The organism is Halogranum amylolyticum, assembly GCF_900110465.1.
GTDB lineage: Archaea > Halobacteriota > Halobacteria > Halobacteriales > Haloferacaceae > Halogranum > Halogranum amylolyticum.
In genome coordinates this window covers 286,226-305,857 of the sequence record NZ_FODV01000003.1, presented here as the reverse complement: position 1 = coordinate 305,857, position 19,632 = coordinate 286,226, and the positions used below count along the sequence as shown (strand labels likewise).

The window sequence follows — 19,632 nt, the reverse complement described above, 5'->3', positions numbered from 1 at the left end:
GCTTTTCTACCGTAGCCAGAGCAACTGCGCGTGCAACGTCCCCTCGAGGTCGAGGACGGTCTCCTCGTCGACGACGCCCGCCTCGATGGCGACGCGGACGGTCTCCTCGCCGACGAGGTTGGCGACGGTAGCCCGGTGGAGGCTGTCGACGACCGCGTCCTCGTCTGCGTCCTTCGCCTCCTCGCCGCCGTAGAAGTCCTCTGTGACGGTCAGCGACACCTCACCGCTCTCGTACGTCTCGCCGAGGCAGTCGGGGTCACAGACCGACACGAGTAGTCCCTCGGGTGTCTCACGTTCCTTGAGTAGCATCTAGTACTCCTCGACGAGTTCGCGCTCGGCCTCCTCGCGCATCTCCTCGGCCTGTTCGACCAGCTCCTCGGCCTCCTCTTCGCGACCCAGCTCCTCCAGCGCCCGCGCCTTCTCCTCGAGGATGTTCACGTTACGCATCCCGAGACGGAGCGCGTTGTCGTAGGCGTTGACTGCCTCCTCGTGGAGCCCCCGCTCCGCGAGGAAGAAGCCGCGGTTGTACCACGCCTGCGGGAACCGCGGGTCGACCTCGACGGCACGCTCGGCGTGTTCGAGCGCGTCTTCGGTGTGACCCCACTCCCACAGCGCGTAGGCGAGGTTGGTGTGTGCCGAGGCGGCGTGCTCGGAGTCCTCGTCGATGCGGAGCGCCTCCCGGTAGGCGCCGATCGCGTCGTCGTACTCCTCGAGTTGGGCGTGTGCGGCTCCTTTGTTCACCCACGCCTCCTGTTCGTCGAGGGAGTCGTCCTCGGCGAACTTGGCGGCGCGGTCGAACGCCTCCGTGGCCTCCTCGAAGCGGTTGATCTGCATGTACGACAGCCCCACGTCCACGAGACTCTGGACGTCGACCTCGTCGTGGGTGACGTTCCGCTCGTCGAGAATGTCGGCGAGTACGTGTGAGTCGACCGGGTCGACCTTCGTCGGGTCGATCTTGAGCTCCGGCGGGTCGAGCGTGAACTCGTCGTAGTCCTCGTCGAGTCCCTGCCCCTCGGAGAACTGGTGCGGTCGGTCGCGGTCGTCGCTCATACCGCGGCTTTGGCGGTCACGGTGGTTAAGCCCTACGTCACAGGTCGCACCGCGACCGTCCGCCGCAGAAGCTTACTCGCTTCGCCGCGTGACACTCACGCATGCGTCTGTTCGTCAGCATCGATCTCCCCGACGCGCTCGCCGACGCCGTCGCCGACGTCCAGAAACCGCTCCGCGATGCGAAAGGACTCACGCTCGTCGACCCCCAGCAGACCCACGTCACGCTGAAATTTCTCGGCGACGTCGACGAGGACCGCCTCGCCGACGTCGAGGAGGCGATCGAGACCGCCGTCGACGCGGCCGCCGTCGGTCCGTTCGAGGCGACGGTGGCGGGGCTAGGCGTGTTCCCGAGCCTGGACTACATCAGCGTCGTCTGGGCAGGTGTCGAAGACGGGGCCGACGAGATGACGCGCCTCCACGAGGCCGTCGAGCGGGAGACGACCGCCATCGGGTTCGACGCCGAGGACCACGAGTTCACGCCGCACGTCACGCTCGGACGGATGAAAGACGCTCGCGGCAAAGAGACGGTCCAGCGAGCCGTCGGCGGAGACCCACCGAACCTCGGATCGTTTCGGGTCGAACAGGTCCGACTCACCGAGAGTACGTTGACGCCCGACGGTCCGACCTACGAGACGGTGACGCGGTTCAGCCTCTGACGTTCCGCAACCGGACCTTCTCCTCGCCGATCTCGTCGACGTGGTCGCGTTCGAGGCGACCGCTGTCGTCGTCGTCACCCCAACCGAGGAACTCCCGGAGCGCCCCCGTCAGATCCGGCGTCGCGTCCATCTCCGCGTGGTCGTCCTCGACGAGCGAGATAGTGCCGACCGTGTTCCCCTCGTCGTCGACGACGGTCTTTCCCCTGTCCTCACCGCGGAATGAGCGTGCCATGGTAACATGGCCGGCCGCGACGGGTTTGGCTGTTCTGGCCACGAACGCCACGTCCTCGCCGTGGCGACCGAGTGAAAGGAACAACTCTTTATGGCGCGCAGGGGAACTCTGTCCTACTATGGGTAAGAAATCGAAGGCCAAGAAGAAGCGTCTGGCAAAGCTGGAGCGTCAGAACAGCCGCGTCCCCGCGTGGGTCATGATGAAGACCGACATGGAAGTCACGCGAAACCCCAAGCGCCGTAACTGGCGGCGAAGCAACACCGACGAGTAAGCCATGAGCGCAAGTGATTTCGAGGAGCGCGTCGTCACCGTCCCGCTCCGTGGCGTGAAGCAGGCACCGACACAGAAACAGGCCGACCGCGCGATGAAAGAGGTCCGCAAGCACCTCGCGAAGCACTTCAAGGTCGACGAGCGCGACGTCCGTCTCGACCCCAGCATCAACGAGGCCGTCTGGTCGCGAGGACGACAGTCCCCGCCGCAGAAGCTTCGCGTGCGCGCTGCGCGCTTCGAAGAAGAAGGCGAAGCGGTCGTCGAGGCTGAGACGGCCGAATAACGGTGCTTCGCGCCTCTTTCGCCGGATCGTCGTACGTCGGCGTCTTCACGCGTGCGACCAACGACGTCGTCCTCGTCCGCCCCGACCTGAGTGAGGAACTCGTCGCCGACCTCGAAGCGGAGTTCGACGTTCCGGTCGTCGGAACCAACGTCGGCGGCTCCGGAACCGTCGGTGCGCTCGCCACCGGCAACGAGAACGGTATCCTCGTCTCCGGCCGTGCGACCGACCGCGAGAAGGACCGCATCGCCGACGCAACTGATCTCCCGGTCGTCGACCTCCCCGGTCGCATCAACGCCGCTGGCAACGTCGTCCTCGCGAACGACTACGGCGCGTGGGTCCACCCCGACCTCGGCGACGAGGCGCTCGATGCGGTGAAGGAGGCGCTCGAGGTTCCCGTCGAACACGGCGACCTCGGCGGCGTCCGGACCGTCGGCACAGCGGCCGTCGCGAACAACCGCGGCGTCCTCTGTCACCCGAAGTCCAACGAACCCGAACTCGAGGCGCTCGAAACGCATCTCGACGTCCACGCGGACATCGGCACCGTCAACTACGGTGCGCCGCTCGTCGGCTCCGGACTCGTCGCCAACGACGCCGGCTATCTCGTCGGTGAGGAGACGACCGGTCCCGAGATCGGCCGCATCGAAGACACGCTGGGCTTCATCGACTGACGACCCCGCTTGGAAAGCCGAGTAGGAAGATACTTCCCGCTCGCTCTCGCAACCCTATTTATGAGTCAGTTTACTGTGAGCGGTCGCTTCCGGTCGCGCGACGGCTGGAAGCCCTTCACGAAGCAGGTCGAAGCAACAAACGAGAACGTCGCGAGCGAACACGTGCTCTCGCGGTTCGGCAGCGAACACGGCCTCAAGCGCACCCACGTCGAGGTTTCGGAGGTGACCGCAGCATGATGGGCGGCGGTCAGCAGCAGCTCCAGCAGCTCTCGCAGGAACTGCAGGCGATCGACGAAGAGATCGACGAGGTCGAAGGCGAGATTCAGGACCTGGAGACGGAGAAGAACGAGATCGACGAGGCCGTCGAGGCCATCGAGACGCTCGAGACCGGCTCGACGGTGCAGGTCCCGCTCGGCGGCGGCGCGTACCTCCGCGCGGACGTCCAGAACATCGACGAGGTCGTCGTCTCGCTCGGCGGCGGCTACGCAGCAGAGCAGGAGCAGGGCGACGCCATCGAGGCGCTCCACCGCCGTCAGGATCTGCTCGACGAGCAGATTGCCGAACTCCGCGGCGAGGTCGAGGGGCTCGAAGAGGAGAGCCAGGAGCTCGAACAGCAGGCCCAGCAGATGCAGCAGCAGATGCAGCAACAGCAGATGCAGCAGATGCAGCAGATGCAGGAAGACGAGAGCAACGACGAGTAAGCTCCGATGTTCGACGGACTGAAGGAGAAGCTCAATAGTTTCCGCAAAGACGTCGAGGAGACCGCCGAGGAGAAGGCCGAGGAGGCCGACGTCGAGGAGGCGGTCGACGCCGAAGCTGCGGCTGAAGCGGACGCAGCAGCCGAATCCGAACCCGAGGCTGAAGCGGACGCGGCAGCCGACCCCGGGGCCGAGACCGACGTCGATGCGGCGTCGACCGACGTCGAAGCCGACCCGACAGACGTCGATACCGACGCGTCTCCGACCGAGACGGACGACGTCGGCGACGAGTCCGACGACGCCGTCGCGACGGAGACGGACGCGACCGCCTCCACCGAGTCGCTCGTCGACGAGGAGGTCGACGAGGCCGGCGGGGCGGCCGCCGAGCCGGCAGAGGCGGTCGGGATCCGTTCGGAGCGGGACACCGACCCCGACGCGATCGACGCGAGCGAAGACGAGGCCGACGACGAGAGTACCGTCAGTCGGTTCAAGCGAGCGAAAGCGTTCGCCACCGGTCGCATCATCATCGAGGAGGAAGACCTCGAAGAGCCGCTGTGGGCCCTCGAGATGGCGCTGTTGGAGAGCGACGTCGAGATGAACGTCGCCGAGCGCATCCTCGAGACCATCCGCGAGAAGATGATCGGCGAGTCCCGCAAGCAGGTCGACACGACCGCGGAACTCGTCGAGGAGGCGCTGCACGACGCGCTGCTCGACGTCATCAGCGTCGGACAGTTCGACTTCGAGGAGCGCATCCAGCAGGCCGACAAACCGGTCGTCGTCATCTTCACCGGCGTCAACGGCGTCGGGAAGACGACGTCGATCGCCAAGATGAGCGAGTACCTCGAGAGTTGTGGACTCTCGTCGGTGATGGCCAACGGCGACACCTACCGTGCCGGTGCGAACGAGCAGATCCGTAAGCACGCGGAGAACCTCGACCGGAAGCTCATCACCCACGAACAGGGCGGCGACCCGGCGGCGGTCATCTACGACGCCGTCGAGTACGCCGAGGCCCACGACGTCGACGTCGTGCTCGGCGACACGGCGGGTCGTCTCCACACGAGCAACGACCTGATGGCCCAACTCGAGAAGATCAACCGCGTCGTCGACCCGGACATGACGCTGTTCGTCGACGAGGCGGTCGCCGGCCAGGACGCGGTCCAGCGGGCCAAGAAGTTCGACGAGGCCGCCGAGATCGACGGCGCCATCCTCACGAAAGCCGACGCCGACTCGCAGGGTGGGGCGGCCATCTCCATCGCCTACGTCACGGGCAAGCCGATCCTCTTCCTCGGTACGGGACAGGGGTACGACGACCTCGAACGGTTCGACCCCGAAGCGCTGGTGTCGAGCCTCCTCGCCGACGAGGAGTAGGCGTTCGGCTCGCCTTCGCCGCGCTCTTCTCTCCGACTAGTCGCGTCGCTCGAAGACGACCCCGTAGTGATACGGCGGGAGTTCCACCGTCTCGACGTGGTCGAACCCGGCCGGTTCGATCGCCTCGCGGGTCGCCTCCGGCGAGAGTCGTAGTTCCTCGGGCGGGCCGCGAACCTCGCCCGCGACGGTCGTCTCCTCGCGGGGGCGGTCGTGCCAGTTGACGACGCCGAAGCGACCGCCCGGTCGCAACGCCGCTCGAACGCTCGCGGCGAGCGACTCCGGGTCGTCGACGCCGTGGAACGTGTTCGCCAGCAGGACGTAGTCGACGCGTTCGGCTAGCAGCGACGGGAGCGCTCGCGCGTCGCCCGCGACGGTGGTCACGTCGACGCCGGCCTCGGCGGCCGCCGAACGGACGCGTTCGAGGTGGTCCTCGTCGAGGTCGACGGCGTAGACCGGCCCGTCGACGAGTTCGGCCAACGGGATCGTGAAGAAGCCGTCACCACAGCCGAGATCGAGTACCGAGGACGCCTGGCCGACGTCGAGTGCACGGAGCGTCGCGTGTGGATCGTCCCACAGCTCTCCCCACCAGTCCCAGTCGGGCTGGCGGGTGTTCTGAAAGCGGCTCATGCTCGTCGTTCGAGCCACCGGGAGTCAAAGCTCACGGTCGACGTGCGAACGGCAACAGCACTCTTTGCGTTTGCGAGTGTCCGCTGGGGTATGAGCACCATCGTCGGTGTCGAGTGTACGGACGGCGCACTACTAGCCGCGGACCGACTGCTCGTCCAAGACGACCGCGTCGAGAGTACGTCGCGGGAGCGACTCGTCGTCGTCGACGACGAGGTGGCCGCGGTCTGTCACGGCCCCGCCGGCGGCGTCGACGAGTTCGTCCGTCGCTTCGACCAGGAGGTCCGGTCCTACCGAACGGAGCGCGGCGAGATGACCGTCGACCCGCTGGCGACGAGGGCGTCGTCGATCGCCGCCGACGAGGGTGTCGAGGCGATCGTCGCCGGTCCCGACGAGGACCGCGTCGCCCGTATCCGGGCGATCGGACACGACGGGAGCGTCCTCGAGGACTCGCCGGCGGCACGGGGGAGCGGCGCGCCGATACTCCTCGGCGCGCTCGACGTCGACGACGTCGACCTCGACACCGCCGAGACGGCGGTCCGCGAAGCGTTCGAGGCGGCCGCGGACCGCGACCCGAAGACGGGCGACGACGTCGACGTCTGGCGACTGGCCAACGAGTGAGGCTACCGGCCGCCGACGGCGACCGACAGCCCCAGCGCGACGAACACGCTGCCGGCCCCCCACTGGAGCTTCGACCGGACTCTGTCGGTCGCGACGACGTGGCGGACGCGACTCGAGGCGAGCGCGACGGCCGAGAGGTACAGCGCCGTGATCGCCGCGTAGAGGACGCCGAGGACGACCATCCGACCGGTCGCGTCGGGGCCGCTGCCGGCGAACTGCGGGAGGAAGGCGAGGAAGAACAGCGCCACCTTCGGGTTGAGCGCGTTGACCGCGACACCGCGGAGGTAGCTGTTCGTCGGATCGGATCCCTCCTCGAGTGCGAACTCGTCGCTCCGGACGGCCTGTACGCCGAGATAGACGAGGTAGGCCGCGCCGGCGTACTTGACCACCTCGTAGGCGGCCGGTGCAGCGCGGAGCAGCGCCGCCAGTCCGAGCGCCGCGGCGAGCGTGTGCAGGAGCACGCCCGTACTGACGCCGAGCGCCGACTGGACGCCCGCCGACCGGCCCTGCATCCCGCGAGTCAGGACGTAGATCGTGTCCGGACCGGGCGCGAGGATGAGCGCGACCGCCGCGCCGAGGTAGAGCGCGAGCGTCTGAAGGTCGGGAACGATACCGAGCACGGGAGAAGGTGAGGCGCTCTCGCGGATAAAGGTCCGGGGGAGTGGTCGAGTTCAAAGCTGTGGTGGAACAACCGGGCAACCACCGTGGGGCGTGGCTTCGTCGCCTCTGTGCGACGACCCACGCAGGCGAGGTCTTTACGAGAGTGAGTGTTAGGAGTTAGCAAAAGGATTCAGATAGTCACTCTGTCTATTCTCGGGGAGTTGTCAGGAGGTACGTGACACATACAGAGGGTGTATGCAGCAGAAAGCATATTATCAACTAATCAACCATCTACTCAATGCCCTCTCTATCATATCGGAGAAGATTTCTTCGCAATGTATCAGGCGTTTCCCTCTCCGTGTTGGGTGGCTGTCTATCATCTTCTGAACCCTCCACAGAAGGTGAGCAGGAAACAGTATCAACGAAATCGTCTACAAGATTCGCGATTTGGGCTGCAGGTAATCTAACACTCACGATCCAGATTACCGACTCGAAAAGCGGTTCAGCAATCTACGACCGTTCTCACTCGATGGAACTCACAGATGAACTCGCGTTTGAGGACATCTTGGATGACCCGCCCTACGTTGTTTTACTCTCTATGGATGGCGAAGCTATCTGGGAGAGTAATCTCAAGTCCTGTGAACATCTCGCGGTTTCAGTTGACTCGGATGGGGAGGTCACGATAACCGAGAATACACAGTGCTGACTATGCGCGCTGAGTTCAGCACGGCCTCAGAGACCTCTCCAGGTGCTGTCAGAGGCGTCGTGCAACACTCAGAGGGGACACAAGCAATCGCAAGCAAGTATCCAAGTCCCGCCTACAGCAAGGGTTTGACCTCAGTAACGCACTCACTGGGTTGAACGCCCTCGCCACATCTGCCTAATCTCAGTCCGGAACGATGTGGAAGCGTCCTTCCCAAGGATGGCGGCGACCACAACAGCGGTTGGACAGACCTGGAGCACAATCTCGTAGCTGCTTGCAACGAGAACGATTACTGGGAGCCGACCAACCTGGGTCAGTAACGGGAGAAATCCGGTCAGCACGCCAACAGCCAGCGCGGCCATCCAGGCCCGCTGGCGAGGGGTCTCGACCGTACGCACTAATGGGATTAGTGAGATAGACAGCAGTGCTCCACGGACGAGAAAGACCATAAAAACGACCTGCAATGGTGGATTGACCAGCCCCTCGACACTCTGTTCGTAGTAGGGCCCAGTCACGAGTGCGTAATTGAGGGCACCGACGACGAAGTACAGGACCGCGTACGTCATCGTCCCCACGAGTAGCCCCACGAGCAACCGCCGGGCATCGGGGAGTTCAGGCATGGTGGCGCCGGAGGTCCTCTCGGGAACGTGCACGAACGCGAGGGATGCAGCCACGGTGGCAGCGACGGCGGCCTGTGCTGCGAGGTCCCAGGGAACCGTCGCCAGCGGGACGAGGTTGGGGGCGAAGACTCTCCCTTCGATGATGACTCCAACGGTGCTGAGATACACCAGCGACCACCAGACGAGAAAATGGCGTCGTCGGGACCCAGGCATCTGAGCGGCGAGTAGGTTCAGTGTAAATCCGAGCAGGAACCCCCCCGCGATTCTGACTGGAAGTCGCTCAGCAACTTCAGTGGTACTTGAACCCACGGTGAAGGCTGCTGCCCACGCATCGGCTACAGTCAGCGTCAGAGCGTATGTGACGCTGACCACGAGAATACCCAACCCGAGTCGTCTGGGCGTGTGTTCACTAGCTGTCACCACTACGCCACTTTTGAGAATTGAGGCCATAAAAAACGTTCTGGTGCCAACGTGCAACATATGCGCTCTCTATTCAGCACGCAGATTTTTGAGGGTGGGAAATCTGTGACGTTGAACAGTACGAAGACTTCCGCTAATCGCTATAAGTGAAGAGCAGGGCGATTCCGTTGGAATCGGTTGGGGAGGCGGTGGTCGCGGCGAGAGCGCGTGGGCTTTCGAGATGTTCTCGACTGCAGTGGTAGCGATACCGTTCCCTTCGCATTCCGCTTCAGCTCTCGCTCGTGACCCAACACACGCCCGCGAATCACAGGTGCAAAGTCTTTAACGACTCCACAGCGTAGCGACGGCAAATGGTACTCGATGATCTCGGGAGTTCCCTTCGCAGTTCGCTAGACAAACTGCAGGGGAAGTCCCGGCTCTCGAAGGAGGACGTCGAGGAGATCGTCAAGGAGATCCAGCGGTCGCTCCTCCAAGCCGACGTCGAGGTCTCGCTGGTGATGGACCTCTCACAGAGCATCAAGGAGCGGGCGCTCGAAGAGGAGCCGCCGGGCGGGACGACCGCCCGCGACCACATCCTCAAGATCGTCTACGAGGAGATGGTCAAGCTCGTCGGCGACTCCACGGAGATCCCGCTGGAGCCGCAGACCATCATGCTCGCCGGTCTGCAGGGGTCGGGGAAGACGACCACCGCCGCCAAGATGGCGTGGTGGTTCTCGAAGAAGGGGCTCCGTCCAGCGGTCATCCAGACGGACACCTTCCGCCCCGGCGCGTACGACCAGGCCAAGCAGATGTGTGAGCGCGCCGAGGTGGAGTTCTACGGCGACCCCGACGAGGAGGACCCCGTAAAGATCGCCCGCGAGGGGATGGAGGCGACCGACGACGCCGACGTCCACATCGTCGACACCGCCGGTCGACACGCCCTCGAGGCGGACCTCATCGACGAGATCGAGGAGATCGAGGAAGCCGTCAACCCCAACCTGAACCTGCTCGTGCTCGACGCCGCCATCGGTCAGGGCGCGAAGAAGCAGGCCAAGGAGTTCAACGACTCGATCGGCATCGGCGGCGTCGTCATCACGAAACTCGACGGCACGGCGAAAGGTGGTGGGGCGCTGACCGCCGTCAACGAGACCGGTTCGTCCATCTCCTTCCTCGGAACGGGCGAGACGGTCCAGGACATCGAACGGTTCGAGCCCAACGGGTTCATCTCGCGACTCCTCGGGATGGGCGACCTCAAACAGCTCTCGGAACGCGTCGAACGCGCGATGCAGGAGACGCAGGCCGAAGACGAGGACTGGAACCCCGAGGACATCATGAAGGGGAAGTTCACCCTGAAGGATATGAAGCGTCAGATGGACGCCATGAACAAGATGGGTCCCCTCGACCAGGTGATGGACATGATCCCCGGTCTCGGCGGCGGGCTGATGGACCAGTTGCCCGACGACGCGATGGACGTCACGCAGAACCGGATGCGGTCGTTCGAGGTCATCATGGACTCCATGACCGAGGCGGAGATGGAAGAGCCCCGCTCCATCGGTGCCTCACAGATCGAACGCATCTCCCGCGGCAGCGGGAAGGACGAGGAGACCGTCCGCGAACTGCTCGAGCAGCACAAGATGATGGAGCGGACGCTCAAACAGTTCGGGCAGATGGGCGACGGCGACATGAAGCGGATGATGAAGAAACTCGAGAACCAGGGCGGCGGCGGGATGGGCGGCATGGGCGGTGGCGGTCTCGGTCCGTTCGGCTAATCGCCGCTGTCCTGCCGGCAACGCGTCGCGCTTTCTCTCCTCCTCTCAGGCGTTCTTCGCCCGTCCGAGCTCCCGCGCTAACGCGACGACGAACCCCATCCCGGTCTGAACTTCCGGGTCGCGGAGCGCCCGGACTATCCCGACCGGTCCGACCTGTTCGGCGTCAGTGGCGTTCGCCGCACCGACTGCGGTGAGGAGTGTCCCGACCCCCCGAGCGGTGTCGTCGTCGGCAGCAGTGTCCGCGAGTTCGCCGAGTCGTCCGCCCGTGTGTGCCAGCGACGTGACCATCTCGTCGTCCAGCGCCGCCGACCCGAGCGAGACCAGATCGCCCAGTGCAGCGAGGTCGTCGAGCGTCCCGTCGCGCTGGAGTCCGACGAGCGTCTCGATAGCCGCCGAGAGGTCGTCGGCGTTCTCGCCGACCGTCTCGCCGAGTTCGACCGTCTCGGACGTCGCAAGTCCGTTCGCGGCCAGCGCGAGCGTCGTCGACGTGCCGGCGAGTTCCGCGACCATGTCGTCGTCGAGTCCGGAGACGGCGACGTCGGCCGCGTCCAGAAACTCGTTGACGAGGTTGAGTCGCTCGAGGAACCGTGCGACCTCGTGAGGGTTCTCCGCGATGGCCTCCGCCAGCGCGTCCGGTACCGTCTCGTCGAAAGTCGTCTTGGTGTTCGTCATCACTGTCTCCTAGAGTAGCCCCCGTGCGGTCAGCCAGTACGCCTCGTTGTAGCCGAGCTTCGACCAGTGGACGAGTTTCGAGGGGTCACGCACCTGCGGTTGGCGGCCGTACTCGAACTCGACGAACGTCGCTTCGTCCATCCCCGTCTCGATGAAGCAGACGGTCTTCCCGTCGAAGCGGGCGGTCGGCACCTGCCCACGGACGCGGCTGGCGATGCGGTCGGCGACGACGCCCGCCTCGTAGTGGGCGACGCTCCCGGCCTTGCTCGTCGGGACGTCCGCGACGTCGCCGACGGCGTACACGTCGGTCGCGTTCGTCGCCTCCAGCGTGTGTTTGTCGACGTCAACCCAGCCGTCGTCGCCCAGTCCGGCCTCCGTCACGAGGTCGTTTCCGGCGTGCGGCGGGATGGCGACGAGTAGGTCGTACGCCATCTCCTCACCCTCCATCGTCTCGATGATCTTCCCCTCCGGGTCGACCCTCTCGGGGTTGAAGAACGTCTCGAGGTGGATGTTCCGCTCGTCGAGCAGCGGCGTCGCCCACTCGGCGATCGACTCCATCCCGTGAGCCCGCATGATGGGGTAGGTGTAGGTGAGGTCGACGTTCTCGCGCAGGCCGCGCTCGCGGAGCCAGTCGTCGACCATGAAGACGAACTCTAGCGGCGCGGCGGGACACATGTGTGGCACGCCGACGACACTGAGCACGAGGTGGCCCTCGGTGAACGTCGCCAGCGCGTCGCGGAGCGCCTCCGCTCCCTCAGGACCGTAGAAGTGATGCCCTCCCTCTGTCAGGCCGGGAACCTCCTCGGGGGAGAGCTGTGCACCCATCGCGAGGACGAGGTGGTCGTAGCCGACGATCTCGTTGCCGTCTTCGACCGTGATGGTCTCGCTATCGGTGTCGACGGCGACGACCCTGTCGTACCGCACCTCGACCCGGGGGTCGAGCAGCTCGGCCACGGGTCGCTTCGCGTCCGCGACCGTCTTCTTCCCGAACGGGACGTAGAGGAACGTCGGCTTGTACACGTGGTCCGTATCGTCGGTGACGACGGTCACGCGGACGTCGCCGGTGTCGATCTCCGCTCGGAGCTCGTCTGCGAGCCGGTTCGCCAGCACCAGTCCGCCGGTGCCGCCACCGACGATGACGATCCGTTCCATCACGCTTTCTCCACGTAGATCGCCCAGTAACCGTCTCGTTCGACGATTTCGAGCACTTCGTGACCGGCCTTCGCCGCCCACTCCGGCACGTCGTTCGTCGACCCTTTCTCCTCGGTCAGTAGTTCGATGACGGTCCCCGAGTCGACGGTCTTCGTCTTCCCGATGAGGTCCATCAGCGGTCCGGGACAGGTCGCTCCACGAGCATCGACGGTGACGTCGGCGTTGATCTGAGTTGTCATAGCTGTCTCCTCGGCGACGACTGCCGCCTCTGCGTTGTCTCGCGCAGTTACAGTCGGTCACCGTTCACAGAGAGACGTTCGTCCCCCACGAAGATAGTATTGTACAGTGATTCCAAGACTCTGAGAATGACCGCTAGCTCGACCAACGTCGGTCCGCGACGACGACCTGTGGCTGTCGCTCGCGACGAGCGGACGGTCGGTGTACGACGATCGAAAAGAGCCGAATAGCGGCGTCGTTACCGCTGAAGAGTCCGGGATTCGTTCCCGCAGCGTTTGCAAGTGATGACCCGGCAAGGTGACTTGGCGAACTTCTGATTCTCCTCTCGGGGAGCGTCCGTGTGCGTCTCCTGAATCTCCATCGTCACGTCGTGTGGGGTTTCGTCACCACACACGTCGCAGTGTTCTCGTTGATACTCCTCGTCGACATCCGCAGGCATTCCGGTCATAGTGTGTACTCCAGTCGCGTAGAACGAGTGAACCAGAGTGCGAACCGTGCTCGACCGAGCACGTGCGAGCTAAAATACTGTCACGACCCCACCACGGGGGTGGACGCACCGCGAGTCGCGCTCGTTCTATCGGATGACGACGCGCCAAGCACATACTTCTGGTGGTTGTATATGCAGCCCTCCAGTTCTCGCGCCTCTAGAGTGGGACGTGCGGTTCGAACGCGCGGGTCGGACATCGGTTGACTACTCCGAGGTTCGCGGCGACAGGCGAAACTCGTCGGAACCGATAGACCGTGGCAGGGCCTGTCGGTTGTACGGCCATTTATGCCGTCGCCGTGTGTGAGTCCGGACATGAGCGTGCGCGAGGTCGCAGTCGAGGCGTACCGCGAGGCGGTCCCGGCGCTGGGTGCCAGCCTCCTCGGTGGACTCCTCGCGGGCGTCGTCCTCGGGGGGATGCGGGCGGAACTCGAAGCCGTCCCCGGACTGCTCGTACTCGTCCCTGCCCTCCTCGCGACTCGTGGCAACGTCTACGGGAGCCTCGGCGCACGCATCGCGACTGCCCTCCACCAGGGGTTGGTCGAACCTCGGGTGACCGGCGCCGACCGACGACTCTACGCGGCCGTCGCCGCCGCCCTCGGCAACGGCATCCTCGCGAGTCTGTTCGCCGCGGCGGCGGCGTTCCTCCTGCTCACGCTCCTGGGGTGGACCGTCGCACCACTGCCGACGCTGCTCGGTATCGCACTCGTCGCGGGTGTCCTCTCGGGGACGGTGCTCACCGTCGTCGTCGTCACCGTCGTCTTCGCGGGCTACCGCCGCGGCTACAACCCCGACACGCTCGTCGGGCCAGTGGTGACCACGACCGGCGACGTCTTCGGTATCCTGTTCCTGCTCGTCGCCGTCCGGGCCGTCCTCTTCGTGGGAGGGGTCGCGTGACGACCGAGTGGACCGTTCGGGCGATCTCCCGGGCGATGCTCCCGGTCCTGCTCGTGCTAACACTCGTCGAGATCGGCAGCGGCCTCGTCCTCGGGAGCTTCGAGGGGTCGCTGCTGCAGTTCCCCTCGCTCCTGGTTCTCGTGCCGGTCACCATCGGCACCGCGGGCAACCTCGGGAGCATCCTCGCAGCCCGCCTCTCGACGTCGTTCCACCTCGGGACGCTCTCGTTTTCGCCGACCGACGACGAACTCGCCGGCAACGCCATCGCGACGGTCGCCCTCGCCGTCTCGGCGTTCCCGCTCATCGGCGCGGGTGCGTGGCTCCTGACGACGCTGCTCGGGTCGACGCAGTTGGCGCTCTCGACGGTGCTTCTCGTCTCGCTCACGAGCGGCGTCTGCTTGGCCGTCCTCGCCGTCGTCGTCACGCTCGTGGCGACCTACGCCGCCTACCGGTTCGAACTCGACCCCGACGACGTCGTCCTCCCGGTCGTCACCAACACCTGCGACGTGCTCGGCGTGCTCGTGCTGTTCGGCGCGGTCCGACTGTTCGTCTGACGGTCGGTTCCACCGTCCGAGAACGACCGACGGCCCTTTGACCGTCGCTCTCCGAGACCTCTCCGTGCAGTCGGTCGTCACTCTCGCCGAGTCGGTCGCGCCGCTTCTCGTCGACGTGCTCCCACGAGTCGCCCGCATCGCGGCGTTCATCGCCGTCGGCGTCTTCCTCGCGAACGTCGCCGTCGGCTTCGGCCTCGTCGAACGGATCGCCGCGCTCTCGCGATATCTCACTCGCCCGGCGAACCTCCCCGACGAAGTGGGTACCGCCATCCTCACGACCGCAGCGTCGACGACGGCGGGCTACGGCATGCTCGCGGAGTTCCGCGAGTCCGGGACGCTCGACGACCGCGCGACGCTCGTCGCCGTCACGATGAACACGTTCTTCGGCTTCGTCCAGCACATCTTCACGTTCTACGTTCCCGTCCTCGTCCCGATCCTCGGACTGGAGGTCGGGCTCATGTACGTCGGTGCTCGCGCCGCCATCGCACTCGCCATCACGCTCGTCGGCGTCCTCGCCGGCGCGCTCCTCCTCGACGGACGGACGCGGTCTCGGTCTGCGTCCGCCGTGGCCGAGACGGACGGCTCCGGCCGACCGGGTCGGTCGACGGCGACCGACGAGGAGAACGAGACGCCGCGTGACGTGCTCCGGACGGCGGGCGAGAAGACGTGGTCGAAGCTCCGCAGCATCGTCCCGCGACTCGCCGTCGTCTACGTGCTCGTGACGCTGCTCGTCGAGACGACCGACCTCACGACGGTGACGCAGGCGGCCGCGCCGCTCACGTCGATCCTCGGCCTCCCCGGTGCGGCCGTCCCCGTCGTCGTCGCGTTCACGTTCGACACGACCGTCGGTGCGGCGACCGTCGCGCCGCAGATCGGGTCGGTGTTCACACCGCGGCAGGCCGTCGCGACGATGCTCGTCGGCGGTATCGTCTCCTTTACCGTCTCGACGTTCAAGCGCTCGATCCCGTTCCAGTACGGCATCTGGGGGCCGTCGTTCGGGTCGAAGGTCGTCGCGGTCAACACCACGCTGAAGGTCGTGTTCATCGGCCTCGCGGTGGCCGTCCTCCTCGTCCCGTGAGGATTTCACCGATCGTTTTCGACTCCGATTCGGCCGCCCTCTCCCCGTCGGCCTTGACCCGGTCGCCCTCGACCATCGGTCGTGTGCCCACTGGCGTCACGTCGACTTCGGAGACAACGTTTTGGTCTCGTCGGTTGTTGTCATAACACATGGTCGATCGACGACACTACGAGTTCGACGGTACGTCTCCACAGATCAGCGACGAAGCGTTCGTCGCCCGCGACGCGACGCTCGTCGGCGACGTGAGAATCGACGCCGACGCCAGCGTCTGGCCGGGCGTGGTGCTTCGTGGCGACGTCGGCCTCGTCCGCGTCGGCCGCGAGAGCCACGTCGGCGACAACGCGACGCTCCACGCGTCGGTCGTCGGCGACCGGGTGATGGTCGGCCACGGTGCGGTGCTGAACGACGCCGTCGTCGAGGACGGCGCGCTCGTCGGCTTCAACGCGACGATCAACTCCGAGGTCACCGTCGGCGCTCAGAGCATCGTCGCGTCCGGGGCCGTCGTTCCAGAAGGGTACGACATCCCGTCCGAGTCGTTCGTCCGCGGCGTCCCCGCTATCGTTACGCCGCTCTCGGAGACGACGCTCGACCCCGAGGAGATCTTCGAGGCGCACCACTCCGGAGCGTACACGGATCTCGCGGCGCGTCACGGCGACCTGTTCGAGTGAGAGCCGCGGCGCGCCCGGGCTCTCAGTCGCGGCGGTCGGTGTCGACGGGTCTGCCGTCCTCGGTCGGCGGCGCGATGTGGGCGATGAACTCGTCGACGCTCGGTTCGCGGACGGTGACGTGGACGTCGATGTCGCCGAGTTCGTCGGGGTTGCCGACGGCGAAGTTGACGACGCCCTTGAACGCCGCCTGCTTCTTCAGCGCGAAGGAAAAGCCCTCCTCAGTCTTGCGTTTCTCGAACTCTCGACGGGCGGTGTCGAGGATCTCCTGTTCGTGGAGTCTGTCGGAGAACGGGTCGAGCGTGTGCGTCTCGGCGACGAGTTGGCCCGCCTCGTGTTCGAGTTCGGCGTTGGGAAAGAGGTTCGAGACGGCGTCGGCGACGCGGTCCGTCACCTCGGTGTCGCGGACGGGCGCGACGATGCGCACGTCGACGCTGTAGATCATCGCTCGGCCTCCGTCGATGCCTCGGGACCGTCGCGGAGCAGCGTCCGGATTCGCGAGCGGAACGCCGTCAACGAACCGGTGTTGTCGACGACGACGTCGGCGTCGTCCATCACCTCGCCCATCCCGAAGCCGAGTTCGCGCTCGTCGCGGGCGCGGAGGCGTTCGACGTCGCTGTCGCTGTCGTCGCGGCCGCGCTCGCCGAGTCGCTCGGCGCGGAGTTCGAAGGGTGCCTCGACGCTGACGACGAGGAAGTCGTCGCCGAACGCCTCGCGGAACCGGTCGACCTCGTACGTCGAACGCAGGCCGTCGACGAGGACGGTGTCGTGGTCGTCGAGGTGGTCGCGGATCAGCGGGAGCGAGCGGGCGGCGATGGCGTCGAGGCCGTACTCCTCGCGGAGTGCCGTCGCGATCTCACCGTGGTGCTCGGCGGGGTTGAGCCCCCTGTTGCGGCACTCCTGTCGAATCACGTCGCCCATCGTGACGACCGGGATGCCCGCCTCGCGGGCGACGGCGGCGGCCTCCCCTTTGCCGCTACCCGGCAGTCCGACGGTACCGATGATTCTCATTAGGTGGCCATACACCGCTCCCGAGGTTAAGCCCTGTGAATGTCAGTGCCCTCGACGAAATCGACATACGGCTCGGCGACCGAGTGATACGCATGGCCGAACGCTCGTTGGTAATCCGTGCGCTGTGGTTCGTCGTCGTCGGCTGGTGGGCGACGCCCGCCGTCGTCAACGTCGCGTGGTCTCTCAACGCGACGATCGTGCTCATCCCGATCGGTATCAAGCTCACCAATCTCGTCCCGACGGTGCTGTCGCTGAAGGAACCGCGGTCGAGGGTCGCCCCCGAGGCGACTCGCGGCCAGCACTCGCTTCTCGTCCGCGCCGTCTACTTCGTGCTCGTCGGCTGGTGGTTCAGTTGGCTGTGGGCGAACGTGGCGGCGTTCCTCGCGGTGACGATCGTCGGACTGCCGGTCGCCTACTGGATGTTCGACCGCCTCCCCTACGTGACGTCGCTGTACCGGTTCAACGGGTGAACGCAACCCAAATCGCTTTTTAGGCCACCGCGTGTGGCTGTGAACGAGGGCACGTAGCTCAGTCTGGATAGAGCGTCGGACTTCTAATCCGACGGTCGTGGGTTCAAATCCCATCGTGCTCGCTTCTCTGCGAACGACAGTGAGCGACCGGTATCGAGCCTCGTGGGATTTGAAGCAGAGAGCGGCTCCGCTGCGACCGCGGTTCAAATCCCATCGGACCTCTTGGGCCTCGTTTCGCTCGGCCTTGCTCGGCTCGTCCGACGCGCGTCGCCAGCGAGTACAAAAAGCCAGTCTATACGCTGGCACACGGCTTTGAGACTCGACCACCGTTGTATAGACGGTGATAGCGATGAGTGCCTCGACTGTGTGTACCCCCGTGGACGACGGTATCCGACCTGGCAGTGGGCTCTCTCCGGCGGACCGTTCGCAGGCGACCGGCGAGGCTGGAGAGCAGGTGTCGATTCTGCCCCTGACGGACGACGATGTCGGTTCCCTCGTCTCGATGTATCGCGACTACGCGCCGGAAGACCGGTCGATGGGGCTCCCGCCGGTCGACGAGCGGGAGATTCGCGCGTGGGTCGGACGACTCCACGAGCGCGGGACGGGCTTCGTCGCGTGGCTCGGAGACGACATCGTAGCCCACGCGGGGTTCGTCCCACGGAAGGGTGACGACGCCGAGTTCTTCATCTACGTCCACCGCCGCGCTCAGGGTCGCGGTCTGGGGACTGAGCTGACGCGTCACGTGTGCCGAGAGGCCGCCGCGGGACTCGACGCACTCGTCCTCTACGTCGCTCGGGACAACGACGCTGCACTCGCCGTGTTCCGGAAGGCCGGCTTCACTGTCACTGATCGCCAGCCGCTCGACTTCGAGATGTACCTCTCGCTGACGCCAATGGCATCCCCCGAGTCGTCGCCCGCCTCGATTCGGTCGTGACGAAACGGTGTGCCAATCGGCCACAGCGCATTTGATTGTCTCCGTCGAACGTGGGGGTATGGCACGACGATCCGCACCAACGACGGGTGGCGCTAGCCTGCTCATCATCATCGGAGCGATCCTGCTCATCTTCCCCGAGCCGGCTACGTCGGGAATCGGACTGCTCCTGTTGATCATCGGTCTCGTCCTCTGGTTCCTGTAAGAGGACCGATACGCCTCCATCGTCGCTCGTTTTTCTTCGAAAAGAAGCTCAGACGCTGACGGAGCCGTCAGGCCGACGAATCGCCCGTGGTCGAGGCGTTCTCCGCGGTCCCCTCCGTCTGTCCCGTCGCCCAGATGGTGTACTGGGTGAACTCGAGGTCGCCGTCGAAGACGACCTCGAACTCCCACGTCGCGTCCGGTTCGAGCGTGTCGGTCGACTCGCTGCTGTCGGTTTCGAACCGTCCGAGCGTGTCGCCGTCCTCGCTCTCGGGGTTGACGTGGACGACGACGAGCGAGAACGTCTTGTCGCTGACGTTCGTCACCGTCCCACGGACGCCCTCGGTCGACCCCTCTTGGAAGAACGTGTGTTCCGTGATCTCAAGGTCGGCGTCTGACTCCGACCCCACCGTCCCCTCGACGTCGCCGCTCTCTGCCGTCGACGAGTTCGCGCCGTCGGTCGTCCCCGTCGACTCGGTCGTGGTCGTCGTCGCCTCGGTGGTTCCGTCGTCCCCCTCGGAACCGTTCCCCGCGCATCCGGCGGTCGACACGCCGAGCATCGTTGCACCCGCGCTCTTGAGAAACATACGTCGATTGTCTGCCATTTTGACAACCCATCGTCACTCCCTCGCGGGCAACGGGAATGAGTTGTGGCCGGCGTCGACGACGCGGTCGTCTCGGCGACGCCGTCGCTCTCGGCTGAAGGGAACTGCCGAAAG

General features: G+C 65.5%; 30 protein-coding genes and 1 tRNA gene. 18 read left to right on the top strand and 13 right to left on the bottom strand.

From position 1 onward, the window contains the following. Positions 1–6: 6 nt before the first annotated feature. Both BSG17_RS07630 and BSG17_RS07625 read right to left on the bottom strand, forming a co-directional pair. On the bottom strand, positions 7–309 hold the full coding sequence (locus tag BSG17_RS07630; protein ID WP_089822633.1) for a DUF424 domain-containing protein: 303 nt from the start codon (positions 307–309) through the stop codon (positions 7–9). Then, the gene (locus BSG17_RS07625) at positions 310–1,050 is read right to left on the bottom strand and encodes a tetratricopeptide repeat protein (protein WP_089822631.1); all 741 of its coding nucleotides are present in this window, start codon (positions 1,048–1,050) and stop codon (positions 310–312) included. 101 nt (positions 1,051–1,151) lie between these two features. Between BSG17_RS07625 and thpR the strand changes: the two genes are divergently transcribed. Further along, positions 1,152–1,706 (top strand): RNA 2',3'-cyclic phosphodiesterase, encoded by a 555-nt coding sequence (gene thpR / locus BSG17_RS07620; protein WP_089822629.1) that lies wholly within the window; start codon positions 1,152–1,154, stop codon positions 1,704–1,706. Here thpR and BSG17_RS07615 read toward each other — a convergent pair. Next, positions 1,696–1,938: a hypothetical protein gene (locus tag BSG17_RS07615; RefSeq protein ID WP_089822627.1), complete on the bottom strand. Its 243-nt coding sequence runs from the start codon at positions 1,936–1,938 to the stop codon at positions 1,696–1,698. The two genes, thpR and BSG17_RS07615, sit on opposite strands and share 11 nt — an antisense overlap. Positions 1,939–2,056: 118 nt before the next feature. On the opposite strand from BSG17_RS07615, the gene BSG17_RS07610 reads away from it, so the two are divergent. From BSG17_RS07610 to ftsY, 6 genes are read left to right on the top strand one after another with little or no spacing between them, the layout of a single operon-like run. Next, a complete protein-coding gene (locus BSG17_RS07610; RefSeq protein ID WP_009367057.1) occupies positions 2,057–2,209 on the top strand; it encodes a 50S ribosomal protein L39e in 153 nt (50 codons plus the stop codon). A gap of 3 nt (positions 2,210–2,212) precedes the next feature. Then, complete coding sequence (locus BSG17_RS07605) at positions 2,213–2,491, top strand: 50S ribosomal protein L31e (RefSeq protein WP_089822625.1); 279 nt, start codon at positions 2,213–2,215, stop codon at positions 2,489–2,491. A gap of 2 nt (positions 2,492–2,493) precedes the next feature. Then, positions 2,494–3,159, top strand: coding sequence for a translation initiation factor IF-6 (locus BSG17_RS07600; protein ID WP_089822623.1), 666 nt, complete (start codon positions 2,494–2,496; stop codon positions 3,157–3,159). Positions 3,160–3,219: 60 nt separating this feature from the next. Continuing rightward, entirely contained in the window at positions 3,220–3,396 is a 177-nt protein-coding gene (gene rpl18a, locus BSG17_RS07595) for a 50S ribosomal protein L18Ae (protein WP_089822620.1), read from the top strand. Continuing rightward, a complete protein-coding gene (gene pfdA, locus BSG17_RS07590) occupies positions 3,396–3,860 on the top strand; it encodes a prefoldin subunit alpha (protein ID WP_089822617.1) in 465 nt (154 codons plus the stop codon). The genes rpl18a and pfdA overlap by 1 nt, the downstream gene beginning before the upstream one ends. 6 nt (positions 3,861–3,866) lie before the next feature. Then, positions 3,867–5,225, top strand: a complete 1,359-nt coding sequence (gene ftsY, locus BSG17_RS07585; protein ID WP_089822616.1) for a signal recognition particle-docking protein FtsY — start codon at positions 3,867–3,869, stop codon at positions 5,223–5,225. A 36-nt stretch (positions 5,226–5,261) separates the two neighbouring features. Here the strand turns inward: ftsY and BSG17_RS07580 are convergent, their stop codons facing one another. Continuing rightward, on the bottom strand, positions 5,262–5,852 hold the full coding sequence (locus BSG17_RS07580) for a class I SAM-dependent methyltransferase (RefSeq protein ID WP_089822615.1): 591 nt from the start codon (positions 5,850–5,852) through the stop codon (positions 5,262–5,264). A 90-nt stretch (positions 5,853–5,942) separates the two neighbouring features. Between BSG17_RS07580 and BSG17_RS07575 the strand changes: the two genes are divergently transcribed. Beyond that, positions 5,943–6,470 (top strand): Ntn hydrolase family protein, encoded by a 528-nt coding sequence (locus BSG17_RS07575; protein WP_089822613.1) that lies wholly within the window; start codon positions 5,943–5,945, stop codon positions 6,468–6,470. 2 nt (positions 6,471–6,472) lie between these two features. On the opposite strand, the gene BSG17_RS07570 is transcribed toward BSG17_RS07575, so the two are convergent. Beyond that, on the bottom strand, positions 6,473–7,090 hold the full coding sequence (locus tag BSG17_RS07570) for a LysE family translocator (protein ID WP_089822612.1): 618 nt from the start codon (positions 7,088–7,090) through the stop codon (positions 6,473–6,475). Positions 7,091–7,599: 509 nt separating this feature from the next. Between BSG17_RS07570 and BSG17_RS26865 the strand changes: the two genes are divergently transcribed. Then, on the top strand, positions 7,600–7,776 hold the full coding sequence (locus tag BSG17_RS26865) for a hypothetical protein (RefSeq protein WP_170864742.1): 177 nt from the start codon (positions 7,600–7,602) through the stop codon (positions 7,774–7,776). Positions 7,777–7,919: 143 nt separating this feature from the next. Here BSG17_RS26865 and BSG17_RS07565 read toward each other — a convergent pair whose 3' ends face one another. Continuing rightward, on the bottom strand, positions 7,920–8,843 hold the full coding sequence (locus BSG17_RS07565) for a hypothetical protein (RefSeq protein ID WP_139246566.1): 924 nt from the start codon (positions 8,841–8,843) through the stop codon (positions 7,920–7,922). 320 nt (positions 8,844–9,163) lie between these two features. Here BSG17_RS07565 and BSG17_RS07560 point away from each other — a divergent pair, with 320 nt between their 5' ends. Further along, positions 9,164–10,561, top strand: coding sequence for a signal recognition particle protein Srp54 (locus BSG17_RS07560; RefSeq protein WP_089822608.1), 1,398 nt, complete (start codon positions 9,164–9,166; stop codon positions 10,559–10,561). Positions 10,562–10,606: 45 nt separating this feature from the next. Here BSG17_RS07560 and BSG17_RS07555 read toward each other — a convergent pair whose 3' ends face one another. The 4 genes from BSG17_RS07555 to BSG17_RS28920 form a co-directional block, all read right to left on the bottom strand. Further along, entirely contained in the window at positions 10,607–11,233 is a 627-nt protein-coding gene (locus BSG17_RS07555) for a helical membrane plugin domain-containing protein (protein ID WP_089822606.1), read from the bottom strand. A 9-nt stretch (positions 11,234–11,242) separates the two neighbouring features. Further along, positions 11,243–12,385: an NAD(P)/FAD-dependent oxidoreductase gene (locus BSG17_RS07550; protein WP_089822604.1), complete on the bottom strand. Its 1,143-nt coding sequence runs from the start codon at positions 12,383–12,385 to the stop codon at positions 11,243–11,245. Then, a complete protein-coding gene (locus BSG17_RS07545) occupies positions 12,385–12,624 on the bottom strand; it encodes a sulfurtransferase TusA family protein (RefSeq protein WP_089822602.1) in 240 nt (79 codons plus the stop codon). Before BSG17_RS07545 ends, BSG17_RS07550 begins: the two co-directional genes overlap by 1 nt. Before the next feature lie 236 nt (positions 12,625–12,860). Continuing rightward, on the bottom strand, positions 12,861–13,061 hold the full coding sequence (locus BSG17_RS28920; protein ID WP_089823042.1) for a DUF7835 family putative zinc beta-ribbon protein: 201 nt from the start codon (positions 13,059–13,061) through the stop codon (positions 12,861–12,863). 360 nt (positions 13,062–13,421) lie between these two features. On the opposite strand from BSG17_RS28920, the gene BSG17_RS07535 reads away from it, so the two are divergent. The 4 genes from BSG17_RS07535 (at position 13,422) to BSG17_RS07520 (ending at position 16,303) form a co-directional block, all read left to right on the top strand. Continuing rightward, positions 13,422–14,003 (top strand): magnesium transporter, encoded by a 582-nt coding sequence (locus BSG17_RS07535; protein WP_089822601.1) that lies wholly within the window; start codon positions 13,422–13,424, stop codon positions 14,001–14,003. Continuing rightward, positions 14,000–14,557, top strand: a complete 558-nt coding sequence (locus tag BSG17_RS07530) for a magnesium transporter (RefSeq protein WP_089822599.1) — start codon at positions 14,000–14,002, stop codon at positions 14,555–14,557. The genes BSG17_RS07535 and BSG17_RS07530 overlap by 4 nt, the downstream gene beginning before the upstream one ends. Before the next feature lie 64 nt (positions 14,558–14,621). Next, entirely contained in the window at positions 14,622–15,635 is a 1,014-nt protein-coding gene (locus BSG17_RS07525; protein WP_089823040.1) for a nucleoside recognition protein, read from the top strand. Between the two features lie 149 nt (positions 15,636–15,784). Further along, on the top strand, positions 15,785–16,303 hold the full coding sequence (locus tag BSG17_RS07520; protein WP_089822598.1) for a gamma carbonic anhydrase family protein: 519 nt from the start codon (positions 15,785–15,787) through the stop codon (positions 16,301–16,303). Positions 16,304–16,325: 22 nt separating this feature from the next. Here BSG17_RS07520 and BSG17_RS07515 read toward each other — a convergent pair whose 3' ends face one another. Beyond that, positions 16,326–16,745 (bottom strand): RNA-binding domain-containing protein, encoded by a 420-nt coding sequence (locus BSG17_RS07515; RefSeq protein ID WP_089822596.1) that lies wholly within the window; start codon positions 16,743–16,745, stop codon positions 16,326–16,328. After that, complete coding sequence (locus BSG17_RS07510; protein ID WP_089822594.1) at positions 16,742–17,311, bottom strand: AAA family ATPase; 570 nt, start codon at positions 17,309–17,311, stop codon at positions 16,742–16,744. The genes BSG17_RS07515 and BSG17_RS07510 overlap by 4 nt, the downstream gene beginning before the upstream one ends. A gap of 92 nt (positions 17,312–17,403) precedes the next feature. Here BSG17_RS07510 and BSG17_RS07505 point away from each other — a divergent pair, with 92 nt between their 5' ends. The 4 genes from BSG17_RS07505 (at position 17,404) to BSG17_RS26860 (ending at position 18,917) form a co-directional block, all read left to right on the top strand. Continuing rightward, positions 17,404–17,781 carry a YccF domain-containing protein gene (locus BSG17_RS07505; protein WP_089822591.1) on the top strand — a complete coding sequence of 126 codons (378 nt, stop codon included), beginning with the start codon at positions 17,404–17,406 and terminating at the stop codon, positions 17,779–17,781. Positions 17,782–17,828: 47 nt separating this feature from the next. Beyond that, positions 17,829–17,903, top strand: a tRNA-Arg gene (locus tag BSG17_RS07500). 254 nt (positions 17,904–18,157) lie between these two features. After that, positions 18,158–18,715, top strand: coding sequence for a GNAT family N-acetyltransferase (locus tag BSG17_RS07495; protein ID WP_170864741.1), 558 nt, complete (start codon positions 18,158–18,160; stop codon positions 18,713–18,715). A gap of 58 nt (positions 18,716–18,773) precedes the next feature. Further along, positions 18,774–18,917: a hypothetical protein gene (locus BSG17_RS26860; RefSeq protein ID WP_170864740.1), complete on the top strand. Its 144-nt coding sequence runs from the start codon at positions 18,774–18,776 to the stop codon at positions 18,915–18,917. Between the two features lie 67 nt (positions 18,918–18,984). Here BSG17_RS26860 and BSG17_RS07490 read toward each other — a convergent pair whose 3' ends face one another. Further along, entirely contained in the window at positions 18,985–19,500 is a 516-nt protein-coding gene (locus BSG17_RS07490; protein WP_089822587.1) for an FxLYD domain-containing protein, read from the bottom strand. Between the last annotated feature and the right edge of the window lie 132 nt (positions 19,501–19,632).